This is a genomic window from Streptomyces sp. NPDC051822 (assembly GCF_044452745.1).
GTDB lineage: Bacteria > Actinomycetota > Actinomycetes > Streptomycetales > Streptomycetaceae > Streptomyces.
In genome coordinates, this window is sequence record NZ_JBITBZ010000008.1 from 153,795 (window position 1) to 169,097 (window position 15,303).

Below are 15,303 nucleotides of genomic sequence, written 5' to 3' on the forward strand. Positions count from 1 at the left end.
TTACGCGGTGGGCTCGGTCGCGTGCAGTGTCGCGTGCAGAGCCGCGCGCAGGTGGCCCTGGGAGGCGGTCAGCCGTTCGGCGGCCGTGGGGGCGTCGACGTCGGCGAGGATCATGAGGATCGCGTTCTTCACCTCGCCGTCGGCGGCGGCGAGGGCGGCCTCGATCTGCTCGTCGGGGGCGCCGGTGGCAAGGGCGACGATCCGCCGCGAGCGGGCCTGGAGCTTGTCGTTGGAGGCGCGGACGTCGACCATCAGGTTTCCGTAGGTCTTGCCGAGCCGGATCATCGTGATCGTCGAGATCATGTTGAGGACGAGCTTCTGGGCGGTGCCCGCCTTGAGCCGGGTCGATCCGGTGAGCAGCTCGGGGCCCGGGACGACCTCGATGCCGTGTTCGGCGGCTGCGGCGAGGGCGCTGTCGGCGTTGCAGGACAGACCGATGGTGAGGGCGCCGAGGGTGCGGGCGTGCTCGACGGCGCCGATGGCGTACGGGGTGCGGCCGGAGGCGGAGATGCCGACGACGGTGTCGTCGGCGGTGACGCCGAGCGCGGTCAGGTCCTCGGCGGCGAGTTCCTTCGAGTCCTCGGCGCCCTCGACGGCCTTGACCATGGCGGAGGGGCCGCCCGCGATGAGGCCGACGACCTGGGACGGGTCGGTGTTGAACGTGGGCGGGCACTCGCTGGCGTCGAGGACGCCGAGGCGGCCCGCGGTGCCGGCGCCGAGGTAGATGAGCCGTCCGCCGCGGGCCATGCGTGCGGCGGTGGCGTCGATGGCGGCGGCGATGGCGGGGAGCTGCCGGGCGACGGCGGCGGGGACGGTCTGGTCCTCGCCGTTCATGAGCGCGGCGATCTCGGCGGTCGGCAGCTGGTCGATCTCGGCGAGTTCGGGGCGGAACGCCTCGGTGGTGAGGGTGGCGAGCTGGGCGCGGAGTTCGGAGTAGGTAGCAGACACGTGCGGCTCTTTCGATGCGGTGGTCGGCGCTGCGGGTGCCGTGGTCGGTGTCGTCGGTGCGGTGCGGTGCGGTGCGGTGCGGTGGGTGGCGTGGTCGGTGCGGTGGCGTTCGTCAGCGGGTGCGGGGTGAGTGGCGGTGGGCGAGGGCTTCGTACGAGGCGGCGAGGGCGGGAGCAGCCGTCTCGTACGTGCGCTGGGTGACGCAGGTGAACAGGCAGTCCACGACCAGGAGTTGACTGGTACGGGACGACATGGCCGCGGGTCTCAGTTCGCTCTCGCGGGCCGTGGACGTGGTGAGGATGTGGTCGGCGTACTGCGTGACGGGCCCGTCCGGGCGGCCGGTGATCGCGACCGTGGTGGCGCCGTGGTCGAAGGCGACCCGCAGGGGTTCTATGACGTCGCCGGTGGAGCCGGAGTGGGTGATGGCGATGGCGACGTCGCCGGAGCGGAGCTGCACGGCGTTGGTGACGGCGAGGTGCGGGTCGCTGTGGGCGTGCGCGATGAGGCCGATGCGGAGGAGTTTCTGGCCGAGGTCCTGGGCGACGAGTCCGGACGCGCCGATGCCGTAGATGTCGATGCGGCGAGCGGTGGCGAGGGCGGCGACGGCGGCGCCGAGCTGCACGGTGTCGAGTCCGGCGGCGGTGTCGGCGAGGGTCTGCTGTTCGTCGTAGGCGAGCTTGGCGACGACGTCGGCGATCGGGTCGTCGACCGCGATGTCGGCGGTGACGGCGGGCGCGCGGCCGGACTGCTGCTGGGCGGCGAGCCCGGCGAGGGCGAGGCGCAGGTCGCGGTAGCCGGGGTAGCCGAGGAGGCGGGCGGTGCGGACGACGGTCGCCTCGCTGGTGCCGGTGAGTTCGGCGAGGCCGGTGACCGTGAGCGCGGCGCAGCCGGCCGGGTCTCCGGCGACGGCCTCGGCGACCCGTTGCATGGAGCGGGTCATGGACGGCGCGAGGGTCCGTACCTTGGCCGCGAGGGCGGCGGGCGCGGGCGGCGCCCCGCTCGTGAAACTTTCCTTCACATCATTGGTCACCTTTGAAAGATACTTTCGGCGGTGCGGGGGCGACAAGACCCCGTGGGTCCCGGATCGGGCTCGGACCCCCGCCTTGTCTCGTGTGGTGGGCACGCGGCGGGTGACAATGAGTCCATGGACGACATCGACCCCGTAGAGCAGGCGCTGCACGCCGCTCGCGCGCTGGTACTGGCCGACCTCGCGGCCCGAGAGGTGGCCGCCGCCGAGGTCGTGTCGATGGTGGAGGACGCGGTGACCCACCGGCGCTGGTGGGTCGAGCAGTGGCCCGAGGGCGTGACGTACGTGGCCGGTCTCGTCGCCCAGGACGTCCAGGACGCCCTGCTCGAACGGTACGGCCGCTGGCCGATCTGCCCGGTCTGCGCCTCGGGGGACCCACACGCCCTCGACGTCGAACCGGAGCTGGGCCCGGACCCGCACTGGGTCTGCGGCAAGCAGGGCGTGGTGGTCGCGCCGGTGGGCGGTCTGACGTGACCCTCCACATCGACCTGGCGGGGAGTCCGACGTGACCCTCTACATCGACCCGCCGACCTGGCCGGGCCACGGCCGCATGTGGTCGCACCTGGTCAGCGACGTCTCCTTCGAGGAGCTGCACGCCTTCGCCGCCTCGATCGGCGCCCCGCCCCGCGCCTTCGAGCGCGACCACTACGACATCCCGTCCGACCGGTACGCGGACGCTGTGGCGGGCGGCGCGGTCGAGGTCGGCTCGAAGGAACTGCTCCGCCGCCTCACGGACGCGGGCCTCCGGCGCCCGAAGAGCCGGCCGGTTGCCTGAGCCCTCGCGCCGGATTCCTCGCACCGGATTCCTGGTGCCTGGTGGCGCGCGGGGTTTCGTACGGCTGTGCGATCCGGCTGCCGACAGGTGGGGGCATCGGGCCGGCCCGCGACCCCGGCATGTGCGCGTACTCCGTGCCTTGCCTGCGCGCCCTCGCTGTCGTTTCCGACACCAAGCACGTGCACGGTGGCCTCGGCAGTTCAAGGGCTTGTACTGAGCACCTGAGTGAGTGCGTCAAGGAGGGCCCGGCCGTCCCACGGCCGGGCCCTCAGTCGTTCCCGGAGCGGGATCGGGCCGTTCAGGCGAGGCGGGCGGCGATCGTGCGTGCGCAGGCCAGGGACTCGGTGTGGGTGGTGTCGATCGTGAGGTCGTACTCGACACCCTCGTGGACGATCCGGGCCTGCTGGGCGGCCATGCCGGGCGTGCGGTCGCCCCGGGCGATCTCGCGGCCCGCCGCCACCGTGGGGTCGCAGTGGACGCCGACCCACAGGGTGGGCAGGTCGCCGAGTGTCTCGCGCCAGCGGGTCTGGGAGGCGCCGCCACCCAGGAAGACGTCGTCGATGATGATCCGGGCGCCCGCGCGGGCCATCGTCACCACGCCCTGAGCCCAGGCCGCCTCCAGGGTCCGGAAGTCCTCGCCGACGCTGACCCCGCCGTCCGCGTCGATCACGATCCCGCCGTCCGCGTCCCGCATCCTCGCCGGCAGGGCGTCGACGAACGAGTCGCAGCCGAACGTCAGCCACGGGTCGGGCAGTACGGACTGCAGGCACCGTACGATGCCGGACTTTCCCGAGCTGGAGGCGCCGTTGAGGATGATCATCCGAGTCGTCACCGCGCCACAGTAGGGCGGTGACGGCCCCGGGTAAACGGAGTTTCAGCGGGCCGACGACATGGTCGCCTGCTCCACCGGCGAGCCGGACGTCACCACGCGCGACGGCGACCTGTGCAGCTTCAGGGCCACCGCCGCCGTCGCCAGGCCCGCCGCCGTCATCGCCGCGCCCGCCCACGCCGTGGAGGCGAAGCCGAGGTCGGCGTCGATGACGGTGCCGCCGAGCCAGGGGCCGCCCGTGTTGCCGAGGTTGAAGGCGGCGGTGGTGGTGGCGCCGGCGAGGGTGGGGGCGGCGCCCGCGACGTTGAACATGCGGGCGTTGAGGGCCGGGGCGGTGTAGAAGGCGGAGACGCCGAGGAGGAACGTCAGGACGATCGTCGCGGTCGGGCTGGTCGCGAAGAGGGCCAGGGCGACCAGGAAGACGGTGGACGCGGCGATGCCGGTGAGCATCACGCCGAAGAGGTGGGCGTCGGCGACCCGGCCGCCGATCGTCGTACCGACGACCGCGCCGATGCCGAAGAGCCCCAGGACGCCGGAGACCCACTTCTCGTCGAGGCCGGAGACGTCGGTGAGCAGCGGGGCGAGGTAGGAGAAGGCGCAGAAGACGCCGCCTGCCGCGAGTGCGGTGACGACGACGGAGAGGAGGACCTGGCGGTCGCGGTAGATGGCCAGTTCCCGCTTGAGGCGGGGCTTCTCCTGGGGGAGGGGGATGCGGGGGATGCGGGTCACCACGCCCACGAGCGCGAGGGCGGAGGCCGCGCCGACGGCCCAGAACGCGGAGCGCCAGCCGAGGTGCTCGCCGAGGAAAGCGCCCGCCGGGACGCCGAGGACGTTCGCGATGGACAGGCCGCCGATCATGACCGCCATGGCGCGGGCACGCGAACCGACCGGGACCATGGCGATGGCGACGGCGGCGCCGACCGCCCAGAAGCCGGCGCAGGCGAGGGCGCTCACGATGCGCGAGGCGAAGAGGACGGCGTAGTTCGGGGCGAGCGCGCCCGCTATCTGGCCGAGCCCGAAGACGGTGATGAGGGCGATCAGGGTCGTCTTGCGGGGGAGCCGGAGCGTCGCCACCGCGAGCAGGGGGGCGCCGATGACCATGCCGATCGCGAAGGCCGAGATGAGGAGGCCGGCGCGGGGGATGGAGACGTTCATGTCGTCCGCGATGGGCTGCAGCAGCCCGGACAGCATGAACTCGCTCGTGCCGAGTGCGAAGACGGAGAGCCCCAGGATGTAGACGGCCAGCGGCATGCGGGCGCCGGCGGCGAGCGGCCCGGTGGCTGACGCGGCGCGCCCGGTCCCGGGGGTCGAGGGCTTGCCGGGCTGGGCGGGCTCGGTGGGCTGGGCGGGCTCGGCGGAGGGAGACGGCATGACATGCGTCAACCTGTGGTTCGTTCCTGTCATTCCGTGATGCGGGGATTTCTCGCGATACGAGACGCCGATGGCACCGTCTCCGCCCGTGCCGTGTCTCAGCCCATGCCGCGCGGCGCCGTCAGCTCCTTCAGTTCCCTCCCCATGTTCTCCCGTGCCTTCTCCTCCCACGCCGCCGCCCCGTACGGGGTGTGGAAGAGCCGGGGGAGGGAGAGCAGCTGGCGGAGGACGGTGGCGCGGCCCTCGCGGAAGGCGTCCTCGGGGACGAAGGCGTACTCCTCGCGAATCGCCTCCGTATACCCCCTGTAGGTATCGGGGGCGGTGGCGAGGATGGCGAGGTCGGCGTCGCAGAGGGTATCGCCGTTCAGGTCGCCGGCCTCGGGTTCGTGGGTGACGGTGAGGCGGACCAGGCGGGCCACCTCCGCGACCTCGTGCGGGGTGAGCCCCGCCTCGGTGAGGGCTCTTTCGGCCAGGACCGCCGAGCGTTCCTCGTTCTCCGAGCGGTCCGGGCGGTAGACCGCGTCATGGAACCAGGCGGCCAGTCGTACGAGCTCCAACTCGCCGCCCTCGCCGCCCTGGTCGGCCAGTTCGTCGATGCGGTCGAGAACCGCCCGCAGGTGGTCGACCGTGTGGTAGCGGCGCTGGGGCTCGGCCCAGCGGGACAGCAGGTTCCGGCCGTACGGGGCGGGGTCGGGGCCCTCGTGGCCGGAGCGGGCGGCGAGCAGGGTGGCGTTCCAGCGCTGGAGGAGTGCGGGGTCCTGGTCTGCGGTCATGGGGGCATTCTGCCCGGCGGGTGGGGCGGAAGGGGCACTTCCGTCGGGGGCCTCGCCGGGCGTCTCGCCGGGTGTCCCACGGGGCCTCGCGCCGCCCGTGACTGCGCCCTCACCTCGCCCTTACATACCCCCCACGGGTATGCTACGGTGCACCGCACAGGTACCCCCTAGGGGTATGCCCCGGGTTCGTCTCGGGGTTCGTCGCGAGCGAAGGGTCAGGGCAATGTCAACCGTCAATCCCCGGCGCTGGTGGGCACTTGTCGTGCTCGCCGCCGCACAGTTCATGGTCATCATGGACACCTCGATCATCGGAGTCGCACTCCCCGAGATGCAGAAGGACCTGGGCTTCTCGCAGAGCGAGCTCCAGTGGATCTTCAACGCCTACGTGATCGTCTTCGGCGGTCTGCTGCTCCTCGGCGGACGCCTCTCCGACCTCGTCGGAGCCCGCAAGATCTTCGTCTCCGGCTGGGCCGTCATGATCGCCGGTTCCGTCGTGGCCGCCGCCGCGCAGACCGCCTGGGTCGAGATCGTGGGCCGCGCCGTCCAGGGCGTCGGCGGTGCGCTCATCGCGCCCTCCGCCATGACCCTGCTCATGATGCTCTTCATGCACGACCCGAAGGAGCTCGGCAAGGCGATGGCGCTCTATGGCGCCGCCGCCCCCGCCGGCGGAACCGCGGGCGTCTTCCTCGGCGGTGTCTTCACCGAGTGGATGAGCTGGCAGTGGGTCTTCATCATCTACATCCCGATCGGCCTCGCCACCCTCGCCGCCACCAAGCTGCTCCCGAACGTCGAGTCCCGCCGCGGCTCCGTCGACATCCTCGGCGCCGTCGCCGTCACCGCCGGCCTCGCGCTCGCCGTCTTCGCCGTGGTCCGCGCCCCCGAGGTCGGCTGGGGCTCCACCGGCACGATCCTCCAGCTGATCGGCGCCGCCGTCCTCCTCGGCCTCTTCCTCGTGATCCAGAAGAGCATCAGCGAGCCGCTCATGCCGCTCAGCGTCTGGCGGGTCCCGCGCCTCGGCTCCGCCAACCTGGCCATGACGCTGCTCGGTGCCGCCTGGATCCCGATGTGGTACTTCCTCAACCTGTACCTGCAGCAGGTCCTCGGCTTCGGCGCCTTCGAGTCCGGTGCCGCGCTGCTCCCGATGACCGTGCTCCTCATGATCTTCATGACGGCCATCACCTCCCGGCTGATGATGAAGGTCGGCGCCAAGCCGCTCATCGCGGGCGGTCTGCTCGTCCTCGCCGCCGGCCTGGTCTGGCTCGCCGCCGTCCCGCCGACCGGCAGCTTCCTCGTCGACGTCCTGCCGGCCTCGCTCGTCGCCGCGCTCGGCATGTCCCTCGCCTACATCCCGGCGATGATCGCCGCCATGTCCGGTGCCCCGCAGGAGCAGGCCGGTCTCGCGTCCGGCATCGTCAACACCACGTACAACGTGGGCTCCGCCCTCGGTCTCGCCGCGCTGACCGCCGTCGCCATGTCCCAGGGCGCCGACCAGCTCGGCAACCTGCCGAAGCTGACGGACGGGTTCTCGGCCGCCTTCATCGGCGCCGCCGTCGTCGCCGCCCTCGGCGGTGTGATCACCCTGCTCGTCATGAAGAGCGACAAGGCGGTCGCCGCCGAGGCCCCCGCCCCGGCGCCGCAGGGCGACAAGGTCGACGCCTGAACCGCCCCGAAGGGGCCGCCCGATGTCCGTCGCCGGACGTCGGGCGGCCCCTTTTTCGTATCAGGCTTCGTATCAGGTGCCGTATCAGGGAAGGAAAGTCATGGAACTGAACACCCGTGCCGTGCACGTGTTCAACGAGCCGTTCCAGGGAGGTAGTTGGCCGCTCTCCGTGCCCCTCGTGCAGTCCTCCGCCTTCGCCTTCGACTCCGCCGCCGAACTCGCCGAGGCCATGGCGGGGCCCGACGGGCAGTACGTCTACAGCCGCCGAGGCAACCCGACCGTACGGGCCCTCGAACAGACCCTCGTCGGGCTCGAACAGGGCGCCGGCGCCCTCGCCTTCGCCTCGGGCATGGGGGCCATCAGCGGGGTGCTGCTCGCCCTCCTGCGCCCCGGCGACCGGGTGGTGGCCCAGCGCTGCCTGTACGGGGGCAGTCACGCCGTCCTGTCGGACCTGGCCGAGCGGTACGGGATCGAGGTCGTACGGATATCGGGCGACGACCCGGCCGAGGTCGAGGCCGCCGCCGTGCACCCCGCGACCCGGCTCCTGCTCCTGGAGACCATAGCCAACCCCACCGGCCAGGTGCCCGACCTGCCGGGGCTGCTCGCCGCCGCCCGCGCGCTCGGGGTGACGAGCGTCGTCGACAACTCGCTCGCCTCGCCCGTCCTCTGCCGCCCCCTCGAACTCGGCGCCGACATCGTCGTCCACTCGACCACCAAGTACCTCTCCGGGCACTCGGACGTCCTCGGCGGCGCCGCGGTGTTCGCGGACGACGAGCTGCGCCGCCGCGTCTGGCCCCGCACGGTCGAACTGGGTGCCTGCGCCGACCCGTTCGCGGCCTGGCTGACGCTGCGCGGCATCGCCACGCTGCCGCTGCGGATGCGGGAGCACTGCGCCAACGCCGCCGCCCTCGCCGAGCGGCTCGAAGGCCACGCGGGCGTCACGGCCGTCCACTATCCCTGGCTCGAGGGCCACCCCTCGTACGGCATGGCCCGGAAGGTGCTGTCGGGCGGCGGCGGGCTGCTCTCCTTCGAGCTGGCGGGCGGCCGGGAGGCCGGCCGGGACTTCATCGAGCGCGTACGGGTGGCCCGGCTCGCGCTCTCCCTCGGCGGGGTGGAGACGCTCGTGACGCATCCGGCGTCCACCTCCCACCGGGAGCTGGACGGGGCGGCGCTCGCCGCCGCCGGGATCGCTCCGGGGCTCGTACGGATGTCCGTCGGCATCGAGGACGTCGAGGACCTCTGGCGTGATGCCGAACAGGCCCTCGCCCGAAGGCAGTCCACGCTTCTTTTGGGTTGACAAAATAAATGGCTGGTTCGTAGATTGGGTGCTGCCAGGGAAACACCACTCCTAGGTCAAGGGGGGCGCGCGATGCGCTACTTCGAGGACTTCCGGCCCGGCGACGTCCACGAGCTGGGCACCGTCACCGTCACGACGGAGGAGGTGCTGGAGTTCGGCAGGCGCTTCGACCCGCAGCCCTTCCACACGGACCCCGCGCGCGCGGAGCAGTCACAGTTCCGCGGCCTGATCGCGAGCGGGTTCCACACCCAGGCGATATTCATGCGCCGCTACGTCGACGGACTGCTCGCCTACAGCGCCTGTATGGGCTCGCCCGGCATCGACGAGGTCCGCTACCTGCGGCCCGTCCGCCCGGGAGACGTCCTCACCGCGCGCGTCGAGATCCTCGGATCCACCCCGTCGCCGTTCAATCCCGCCACCGGCACCGTCAAACCGCGGTGCACGCTCGTGGCCGCAGACGGGACGGCCGTGTTCAGCATGATCCTGCACAGCATCTTCCGCCGGCGCCCCGCCGACTCCGAGGCCGACCATCTGTCGTCGATGCCCGCGGCCGAGGACCCCGTCGCGTGCGCGCGACCGGCCAAGACCTGTGTCCCGGTCATGAGCGCCTGACGGAACCGTCCTTCCGTCAGGCCCTGAACACGGCCGTCCGAAACACCGGACATCACCGGAAACCAAACCGAAGGGGGACCTCCTGTGGAGGCCGTATCCCGCACCGCCCAGTGGACCGCCGCCGCGCGCGCCCTGGAGACCGAGCGCGAGGACCGGCTGTTCGCCGATCCCTACGCGCGCACCGTCGCCGACGAGATCGGCTTCGAGCTGCTCGACCGCTACGACGGCGGCGGCATCGTGCCGTTCCTCGCCATCCGCACCACCTACCTCGACCGGGCGATCGTCCGGGCCGTGGAGGAGCGGGGCATCCGCCAGGTCGTCTTCCTCGCCGCCGGCATGGACACCCGCTTCTTCCGGCTGCCCTGGCCCGACGGCGTCACCGTCTACGAGCTCGACCGCCCGGCCCTCCTGGAGGCCAAGGCCGAGATGCTGAAGGACGAGCCGCAGCCCGCCGGCCGCACCCGGACCACCGTCCCCGTCGACCTGACCGAGGAGTGGACCGGCCCCCTCAAGGAGGCGGGCTGGAAGAGCGAGGAGCCCGTCCTGTGGGTCGTCGAGGGCCTGCTGTTCTTCCTGCCCGAGCAGGCCGTGCGGACCCTGATCTCCACGCTCTCCGCGCACGCCGCCCCCGGCTCCGTGCTGCTCGGCGACGTCATCTCGAAGTCCGCCCTGGAGAACCCGCTCGCCCGCACCTTCATGAGCGCGCTCAAGGAGGACGGCAACCCGTGGCTCTTCGGCACGGAGGAGCCCGAGGCGCTGCTCGCCGACTGCGGCTGGGACGTACGGGAGGTCAGGCAGCCCGGTGAACCGGGCGCCGACTTCGACCGCTGGCCCTACCCGGTGCCGGCCCGCGACGTCCCCCGCGTGCCCCGCTCGTTCCTCTTCACCTGCGACCTGCCGGGTGCGACCGGTGTCGACTCGGGGGTGGCCGCATGACCGCCCGCCGGGGGTCCGGGGGGCGTCCCCCGGGTCAGCGCAGTACGTGCGACCTGCCCACCCATCGACAGGAGGCGGCGGCATGAGCGCCCACGACTTCCACCAGAGGGTCATCACAGACGCGGGCGCGGCCGTCCGCGGCCTGACCGTCGCCCTCGGCGAGCGCCTCGGCCTGTACAAGGCGCTCGCGGCCGAAGGACCCCTGACCGCCGCGCAGCTCGCCGGGAAGACCGGCACCAGCGAGCGGTACATCGAGGAGTGGCTGCACGCCCAGCTCTCCGCCGGGTACGTGGAGCGGCACCCCAGCTCCCTCACGTACACGCTCCCCGCCGACCACGTCGAGGTGCTCGCCGACCCCAAGGCCGTCACGTACGCCGCCGGGTTCTTCACCGCCCTCAAGGCGCTGTACGCCACCGAGGACCTGCTCGTCGACGCGTACCGCACCGGTGACGGCGTCGGCTGGGCCGAGCACGACGCGGCCCTCGACACCGGCATGGGTTCCTTCTTCCAGCCGACGTACGAGCACAAGCTCGTCCCCGACTGGCTGCCCGCCCTCCACCAGGTCACCGACAAGCTCGCCGCCGGCGGCACCGTCGCCGACGTCGGCTGCGGTGTCGGCCACACCACCCTCCTCATCGCCAAGGCCTTCCCGCAGGCCACCGTGCACGGCTTCGACTACTCGGAGGAGGCCATCTCGATCGCACGGGAGCTCGCCGAGGAGGCCGGTCTCTCCGACCGGGTCGTCTTCGAGGTCGCCTCGGCCGACGACTACCCGGGCTCCGGCTACGACCTGGTGTGCTTCTTCAACGCCCTGCACGACATGGGCGACCCGGTCGCCGCCGCGCAGCACGTCCACAAGTCGCTCGACGCGGACGGCACCTGGATGCTCGTCGAGTCCAACGTCTCCCCGCAGGACGTCGACGCCCAGACGCCCGCGGCCCGCATGTTCATGGCCCTGTCCGCCGTGATGTGCCTGCCCGTCGCGGTCGCCCAGCGCGGCCCGCACGCCCTCGGCAACCACTCCGGCGAGAAGGCCTTCCGGGCCATCGCGGAGGAGGCCGGCTTCACCCGCTGGCGGCGCGCGACGGAGACCCCGGTGAACGCGGTCTACGAAGTCCGTCCCTGAAAGCCGCCGGGGCCCGGTCCCCCTGCGACCGGCGAGTGAGCCGAAGGGGGCCGTCGGGGGAACGCGTCCGAGCGCGCGGAGCTCCCGAGGGACGAGGGAGCGAGCACGCACGGACGCGTGAGCCCGACTCAAGGCCCCCGGAGGCGAACCGAGCCATGAAAAAGAGGAGCGAGACCATGGGCGTGACCGCCCCCCTGCCCGTGACCGACCGGTTCATGGAGGTCCTGGAGCGGCTCAGCGAGCGCTCCGTCGAGGACTACTACAACCCGTACCAGACCTTCCAGTGGCCCGAGACGCTGGAGGAGAACCGCTTCTGGATGACGCCGGAACTGCTCACCGTCTACGGCACCGAGCACTACGACACCCTCGGTGAGGAAACGCTTCAGCGCCTGTCGAAGTGGGAGTCCGTCAACTTCTACAGCCTCAACGTGCACGGCATCCGCGAACTGCTCATCGAGGTCGTCGGCCGCATCCACATGCCCGGCTTCGAGGTCCCCTCGGACTTCTTCCACCACTTCATCGGTGAGGAGAACGAACACATGTGGTTCTTCTCCGAGTTCTGCCGCCGCTACGGCCACAAGATCTACGGCTCCACCGCCATGCGCGCCGACGCCGCCTGGGAGCCGGAGGTCGAGAACTTCCTCGTCTTCACCCGCATCCTCTTCTTCGAGGAGCTCGTCGACCACTACAACGCCCGGATGGCGAAGGACACCTCCCTCTGCCACACCATCCGCGAGGTCAACCGCATCCACCACCAGGACGAGTCCCGCCACATCGCCTTCGGGCGCGAGCTGGTCTCCCTCCTGTACGGCCGGATGTGCCAGGCGGTCGGCGCCGAACGGGTCCGCGAGGTCGAGGCGTACCTCAAGCGGTACGTCGTCTACAGCACCAACTCGCTCTACAACCCCCACGTGTACCGCGACGCCGGCATCCCCGACCCGCTGGCCCTGCGCAACGCGCTGGTCGCCGACCCGAACCGCCGCGCCCACGAGCGCAAGGCGATCCGCAAGCCGCTCTCCTTCTTCCTGAAGACCGGGATCTTCTCCGACGACACCCTGCCCGTCGTCTGAGCGTGCCCGCGAGACCTCCCACCCGAGAGGTGAAGCCACCATGACCGTGACGACCCCCGCGACCGCCGGGGCAGCCCAGGGGCAGGCGAGGGGCCTGCCCTCGCTCGGCCCGGAGGGGACCCGCCTGCTGCGGCTCCTCGACGACACCTTCGAGAGTTGGGGAGTGACCGCGGGCGCCCGCCCGATGACCATGCCCCCGCTCCTGCCGGCCGCCGACCTGGCGAAGCTCGACTACTACGACAACTTCCCGCACCAGGCCGTCCTCGCCGCCCCGCTCGACCTGGAGGGGCGCCTCACCGCGCCGTTCGACGGCGAGCACGGGCGCTGGCCCGCCGCCGCACTCGAACCGGCCGCGCTCGGACTGCCCTCCGCGTCGTGTTACGCCGTCTACCTCGACCACCAGGGCACCCAGGTCGCCGACGACACCCTCGTCACGATCTGCTCCTGGTGCTTCCGCAAGGAGACCCACTACGAGGGCATGCGGCGCCAGCTCGGCTTCCGGATGCGCGAGGTCGTCGCCATCGGCGGCCGCGAGCACGCCGAGACGCACCTCGCCGACTTCACGGCCCGCATCCACGCCTTCGCCGCGGCGCTCGACCTGCCGCTGCGCAAGGAGGCCGCCTGCGACCCGTTCTTCGACAAGGGCGGCTCGAAGGCGGTTCTCCAGCGGCTCACCCCGGTGAAGTACGAGTTCCTGTACGAGGACCTGGCCATCGCCTCGGTCAACACGCACCGGAACTTCTTCGGCGACCGCTGCGACATCACCCTGGAGTCCACCGGCGGCCCGGCCTTCACCAGCTGTGTCGCCTTCGGCCTGGAGCGATGGCTGTCCGCACTGACCCGGCGCCACGGCAGCTGGGAGTCCGCCCGCCGGGCGGTGCTCGACGCGAACGCCCTCATGCGGGCCGATGCGAGCGGCGCGGCCGGGCCGGTGATCTGACGTGCCGGCCCGTCCCGCCGCCCCGCCGGCGGGCGGCCTGGGGTGGGCGAACCTCGGCATGGACATCGTGTCCGTCAACCGTGTCCGCAGGCTCCTCGCCCAGTACGGGGAGCAGTTCTTCGAGCGGATGCTCACCCCCGGCGAGCTCGCCGACTGCCGCACCTCCTCCGGGCTCGACGTACTGAGCCTGTGCGGGCGGATCGCGGCCAAGGAGGCGGCCTTCAAGACCTTACGGGTCAGGGGCAGGTTCCTGCCCTGGCCGGACATCGTGGTGCGGCGCTCCGAGGGCGGCTGGCCGCTCGTGGAGCTGCACCGGTCCGCCGCCGAGATGGCCGCGGAGTCCGGCATCACCGAGATCACCGTGTCCATCAGCCACGACGTGGACTACGCGGTGGCGGTGGCGGCCCCGATCATCGCCCCCGTAACCCCCATCCAGTAGCAGCTAAAGGAGAGCAACCATGGCCGACGGCCTGCAGACGGTGAAGAACTGGATCCTCGAGCGTCACCCGGAGCGCGAGGACATCGCCTCCGACCTCGACCTGATCGAGAACCGGCTCATCGACTCGCTGTCCTTCGTCGAGTTCGTCTTCCTGCTGGAGCAGGAGAGCGGCACCGCCATCCAGATGGAGACCCTGGAGGTCGAGTCCATCCGCACCCTCGGCGCCATCGAGCAGCACTTCTTCACGGCCGAGGCACAGGCCGCGGCGCAGACCCCGGTGGAGGTCCAGGCATGAGCCGCCGCCTCTTCACCTCGGAGTCGGTGACCGAGGGACACCCCGACAAGATCGCCGACCGGATCAGCGACACCATCCTCGACGCGCTCCTCGCCGAGGACCCGTCCTCGCGCGTCGCGGTGGAGACCCTGATCACCACGGGTCTCGTGCACATCGCCGGCGAGGTCACCACCACGGCGTACGCGCCGATAGCGAAGCTGGTGCGCGAGGCCGTCCTGGACATCGGCTACGACTCCTCCGCGAAGGGCTTCGACGGCGCCTCCTGCGGCGTCTCGGTGTCCATCGGCGCGCAGTCGCCGGACATCGCGCAGGGCGTCGACACGGCGTACGAGTCCAGGGTCGAGGGGGCGGGCGACGAGCTCGACGCCCAGGGCGCCGGCGACCAGGGCCTGATGTTCGGCTACGCCTGCGACGACACGGCCGAGCTGATGCCGCTGCCGATCGCGCTCGCCCACCGCCTCTCGCGCCGGCTGACCGAGGTCCGCAAGAACGGCACCGTGCCGTACCTGCGGCCCGACGGGAAGACGCAGGTCACCATCGAGTACGACGGGGACCGCCCGGTCCGCCTCGACACGGTGGTCGTCTCCTCGCAGCACGCCGCCGACATCTCCGTCGAGGGTCTGCTCACCCCGGACGTGCGCGAGTACGTCGTCGAGCACGTCCTCAAGGAGCTGGTCGAGGAGGGCGTCAGCCTGGAGTCCGACGGCTACCGGCTCCTGGTGAACCCGACCGGGCGCTTCGAGGTCGGCGGCCCGATGGGCGACGCGGGACTCACCGGCCGGAAGATCATCATCGACACGTACGGCGGGATGGCCCGGCACGGCGGCGGCGCCTTCTCCGGCAAGGACCCGTCGAAGGTGGACCGCTCGGCGGCGTACGCGATGCGCTGGGTCGCGAAGAACGTCGTCGCGGCCGGTCTCGCCCGCCGCTGCGAGGTGCAGGTCGCGTACGCCATCGGCAAGGCCGAGCCGGTCGGTCTCTTCGTGGAGACCTTCGGCACCGGCACCCTGCCGGACGAGACGATCCAGGCGGCCGTGAGCGAGGTCTTCGACCTGCGGCCCGCGGCGATCATCCGCGACCTGGACCTCAAGCGGCCCATCTACGCGAAGACGGCGGCGTACGGCCACTTCGGCCGCGAGCTCCCCGAGTTCACGTGGGAGCGCACGGACCGCGTGGAGGCCCTGAAGAAGGCAGCGGGGGCCTGA

Annotated in this window: 17 protein-coding genes; 12 read left to right on the forward strand and 5 right to left on the reverse strand. The window is 71.6% G+C overall.

The window, feature by feature from the left end; all coding sequences use genetic code 11:
• Both murQ and ACIA8N_RS24045 read right to left on the reverse strand, forming a co-directional pair.
• Nucleotides 1–948: an N-acetylmuramic acid 6-phosphate etherase gene (gene murQ / locus ACIA8N_RS24040; protein ID WP_365782531.1), complete on the reverse strand. Its 948-nt coding sequence runs from the start codon at nucleotides 946–948 to the stop codon at nucleotides 1–3.
• Between the two features lie 112 nt (nucleotides 949–1,060).
• Complete coding sequence (locus tag ACIA8N_RS24045) at nucleotides 1,061–1,978, reverse strand: MurR/RpiR family transcriptional regulator (protein WP_030218514.1); 918 nt, start codon at nucleotides 1,976–1,978, stop codon at nucleotides 1,061–1,063.
• A gap of 114 nt (nucleotides 1,979–2,092) precedes the next feature.
• Between ACIA8N_RS24045 and ACIA8N_RS24050 the strand changes: the two genes are divergently transcribed.
• Nucleotides 2,093–2,449, forward strand: coding sequence for a hypothetical protein (locus ACIA8N_RS24050; RefSeq protein WP_359212395.1), 357 nt, complete (start codon nucleotides 2,093–2,095; stop codon nucleotides 2,447–2,449).
• A 31-nt stretch (nucleotides 2,450–2,480) separates the two neighbouring features.
• Nucleotides 2,481–2,750 (forward strand): DUF4031 domain-containing protein, encoded by a 270-nt coding sequence (locus ACIA8N_RS24055; RefSeq protein WP_365782533.1) that lies wholly within the window; start codon nucleotides 2,481–2,483, stop codon nucleotides 2,748–2,750.
• Between the two features lie 298 nt (nucleotides 2,751–3,048).
• Here the strand turns inward: ACIA8N_RS24055 and cpt are convergent, their stop codons facing one another.
• From cpt to ACIA8N_RS24070, 3 genes are all read right to left on the reverse strand, one after another.
• Nucleotides 3,049–3,570, reverse strand: a complete 522-nt coding sequence (cpt, locus tag ACIA8N_RS24060; protein WP_365782666.1) for a chloramphenicol phosphotransferase CPT — start codon at nucleotides 3,568–3,570, stop codon at nucleotides 3,049–3,051.
• 54 nt (nucleotides 3,571–3,624) lie between these two features.
• A complete protein-coding gene (locus ACIA8N_RS24065) occupies nucleotides 3,625–4,830 on the reverse strand; it encodes a Cmx/CmrA family chloramphenicol efflux MFS transporter (RefSeq protein ID WP_365782668.1) in 1,206 nt (401 codons plus the stop codon).
• A 218-nt stretch (nucleotides 4,831–5,048) separates the two neighbouring features.
• Nucleotides 5,049–5,723: a hypothetical protein gene (locus ACIA8N_RS24070; RefSeq protein WP_365782535.1), complete on the reverse strand. Its 675-nt coding sequence runs from the start codon at nucleotides 5,721–5,723 to the stop codon at nucleotides 5,049–5,051.
• A 223-nt stretch (nucleotides 5,724–5,946) separates the two neighbouring features.
• Here ACIA8N_RS24070 and ACIA8N_RS24075 point away from each other — a divergent pair, with 223 nt between their 5' ends.
• From ACIA8N_RS24075 to metK, 10 genes are all read left to right on the forward strand, one after another.
• Complete coding sequence (locus tag ACIA8N_RS24075; protein ID WP_365782537.1) at nucleotides 5,947–7,383, forward strand: MFS transporter; 1,437 nt, start codon at nucleotides 5,947–5,949, stop codon at nucleotides 7,381–7,383.
• Nucleotides 7,384–7,483: 100 nt separating this feature from the next.
• Nucleotides 7,484–8,680 (forward strand): aminotransferase class I/II-fold pyridoxal phosphate-dependent enzyme, encoded by a 1,197-nt coding sequence (locus ACIA8N_RS24080; RefSeq protein WP_365782539.1) that lies wholly within the window; start codon nucleotides 7,484–7,486, stop codon nucleotides 8,678–8,680.
• Nucleotides 8,681–8,752: 72 nt separating this feature from the next.
• Nucleotides 8,753–9,292 (forward strand): MaoC family dehydratase, encoded by a 540-nt coding sequence (locus ACIA8N_RS24085; protein ID WP_365782541.1) that lies wholly within the window; start codon nucleotides 8,753–8,755, stop codon nucleotides 9,290–9,292.
• 84 nt (nucleotides 9,293–9,376) lie between these two features.
• Nucleotides 9,377–10,228 carry an SAM-dependent methyltransferase gene (locus ACIA8N_RS24090; RefSeq protein WP_365782543.1) on the forward strand — a complete coding sequence of 284 codons (852 nt, stop codon included), beginning with the start codon at nucleotides 9,377–9,379 and terminating at the stop codon, nucleotides 10,226–10,228.
• 82 nt (nucleotides 10,229–10,310) lie between these two features.
• Complete coding sequence (locus tag ACIA8N_RS24095) at nucleotides 10,311–11,354, forward strand: class I SAM-dependent methyltransferase (RefSeq protein ID WP_365782545.1); 1,044 nt, start codon at nucleotides 10,311–10,313, stop codon at nucleotides 11,352–11,354.
• 176 nt (nucleotides 11,355–11,530) lie between these two features.
• Nucleotides 11,531–12,424, forward strand: a complete 894-nt coding sequence (locus tag ACIA8N_RS24100) for a diiron oxygenase (protein ID WP_365782547.1) — start codon at nucleotides 11,531–11,533, stop codon at nucleotides 12,422–12,424.
• Between the two features lie 40 nt (nucleotides 12,425–12,464).
• On the forward strand, nucleotides 12,465–13,364 hold the full coding sequence (locus ACIA8N_RS24105; RefSeq protein WP_365782549.1) for a hypothetical protein: 900 nt from the start codon (nucleotides 12,465–12,467) through the stop codon (nucleotides 13,362–13,364).
• Nucleotide 13,365: 1 nt separating this feature from the next.
• Nucleotides 13,366–13,803 (forward strand): holo-ACP synthase, encoded by a 438-nt coding sequence (gene acpS / locus ACIA8N_RS24110; RefSeq protein ID WP_051751391.1) that lies wholly within the window; start codon nucleotides 13,366–13,368, stop codon nucleotides 13,801–13,803.
• 19 nt (nucleotides 13,804–13,822) lie between these two features.
• On the forward strand, nucleotides 13,823–14,098 hold the full coding sequence (locus ACIA8N_RS24115) for an acyl carrier protein (RefSeq protein ID WP_365782551.1): 276 nt from the start codon (nucleotides 13,823–13,825) through the stop codon (nucleotides 14,096–14,098).
• Complete coding sequence (metK, locus tag ACIA8N_RS24120) at nucleotides 14,095–15,303, forward strand: methionine adenosyltransferase (RefSeq protein ID WP_365782553.1); 1,209 nt, start codon at nucleotides 14,095–14,097, stop codon at nucleotides 15,301–15,303. The genes ACIA8N_RS24115 and metK overlap by 4 nt, the downstream gene beginning before the upstream one ends.

What these genes read in the sequence shown, in the direction of transcription:
- ACIA8N_RS24050 (WP_359212395.1), top strand. Translation starts at nt 2,093, where the DNA reads ATGGACGACATCGACCCCGTAGAGCAGGCGCTGCACGCCGCTCGCGCG.
- cpt (WP_365782666.1), bottom strand. Translation starts at nt 3,570, where the DNA reads ATGATCATCCTCAACGGCGCCTCCAGCTCGGGAAAGTCCGGCATCGTA.
- ACIA8N_RS24065 (WP_365782668.1), bottom strand. Translation starts at nt 4,830, where the DNA reads ATGCCGCTGGCCGTCTACATCCTGGGGCTCTCCGTCTTCGCACTCGGC.
- ACIA8N_RS24070 (WP_365782535.1), bottom strand. Translation starts at nt 5,723, where the DNA reads ATGACCGCAGACCAGGACCCCGCACTCCTCCAGCGCTGGAACGCCACC.
- ACIA8N_RS24075 (WP_365782537.1), top strand. Translation starts at nt 5,947, where the DNA reads ATGTCAACCGTCAATCCCCGGCGCTGGTGGGCACTTGTCGTGCTCGCC.
- ACIA8N_RS24080 (WP_365782539.1), top strand. Translation starts at nt 7,484, where the DNA reads ATGGAACTGAACACCCGTGCCGTGCACGTGTTCAACGAGCCGTTCCAG.
- ACIA8N_RS24085 (WP_365782541.1), top strand. Translation starts at nt 8,753, where the DNA reads ATGCGCTACTTCGAGGACTTCCGGCCCGGCGACGTCCACGAGCTGGGC.
- ACIA8N_RS24095 (WP_365782545.1), top strand. Translation starts at nt 10,311, where the DNA reads ATGAGCGCCCACGACTTCCACCAGAGGGTCATCACAGACGCGGGCGCG.
- ACIA8N_RS24100 (WP_365782547.1), top strand. Translation starts at nt 11,531, where the DNA reads ATGGGCGTGACCGCCCCCCTGCCCGTGACCGACCGGTTCATGGAGGTC.
- ACIA8N_RS24105 (WP_365782549.1), top strand. Translation starts at nt 12,465, where the DNA reads ATGACCGTGACGACCCCCGCGACCGCCGGGGCAGCCCAGGGGCAGGCG.
- ACIA8N_RS24115 (WP_365782551.1), top strand. Translation starts at nt 13,823, where the DNA reads ATGGCCGACGGCCTGCAGACGGTGAAGAACTGGATCCTCGAGCGTCAC.
- metK (WP_365782553.1), top strand. Translation starts at nt 14,095, where the DNA reads ATGAGCCGCCGCCTCTTCACCTCGGAGTCGGTGACCGAGGGACACCCC.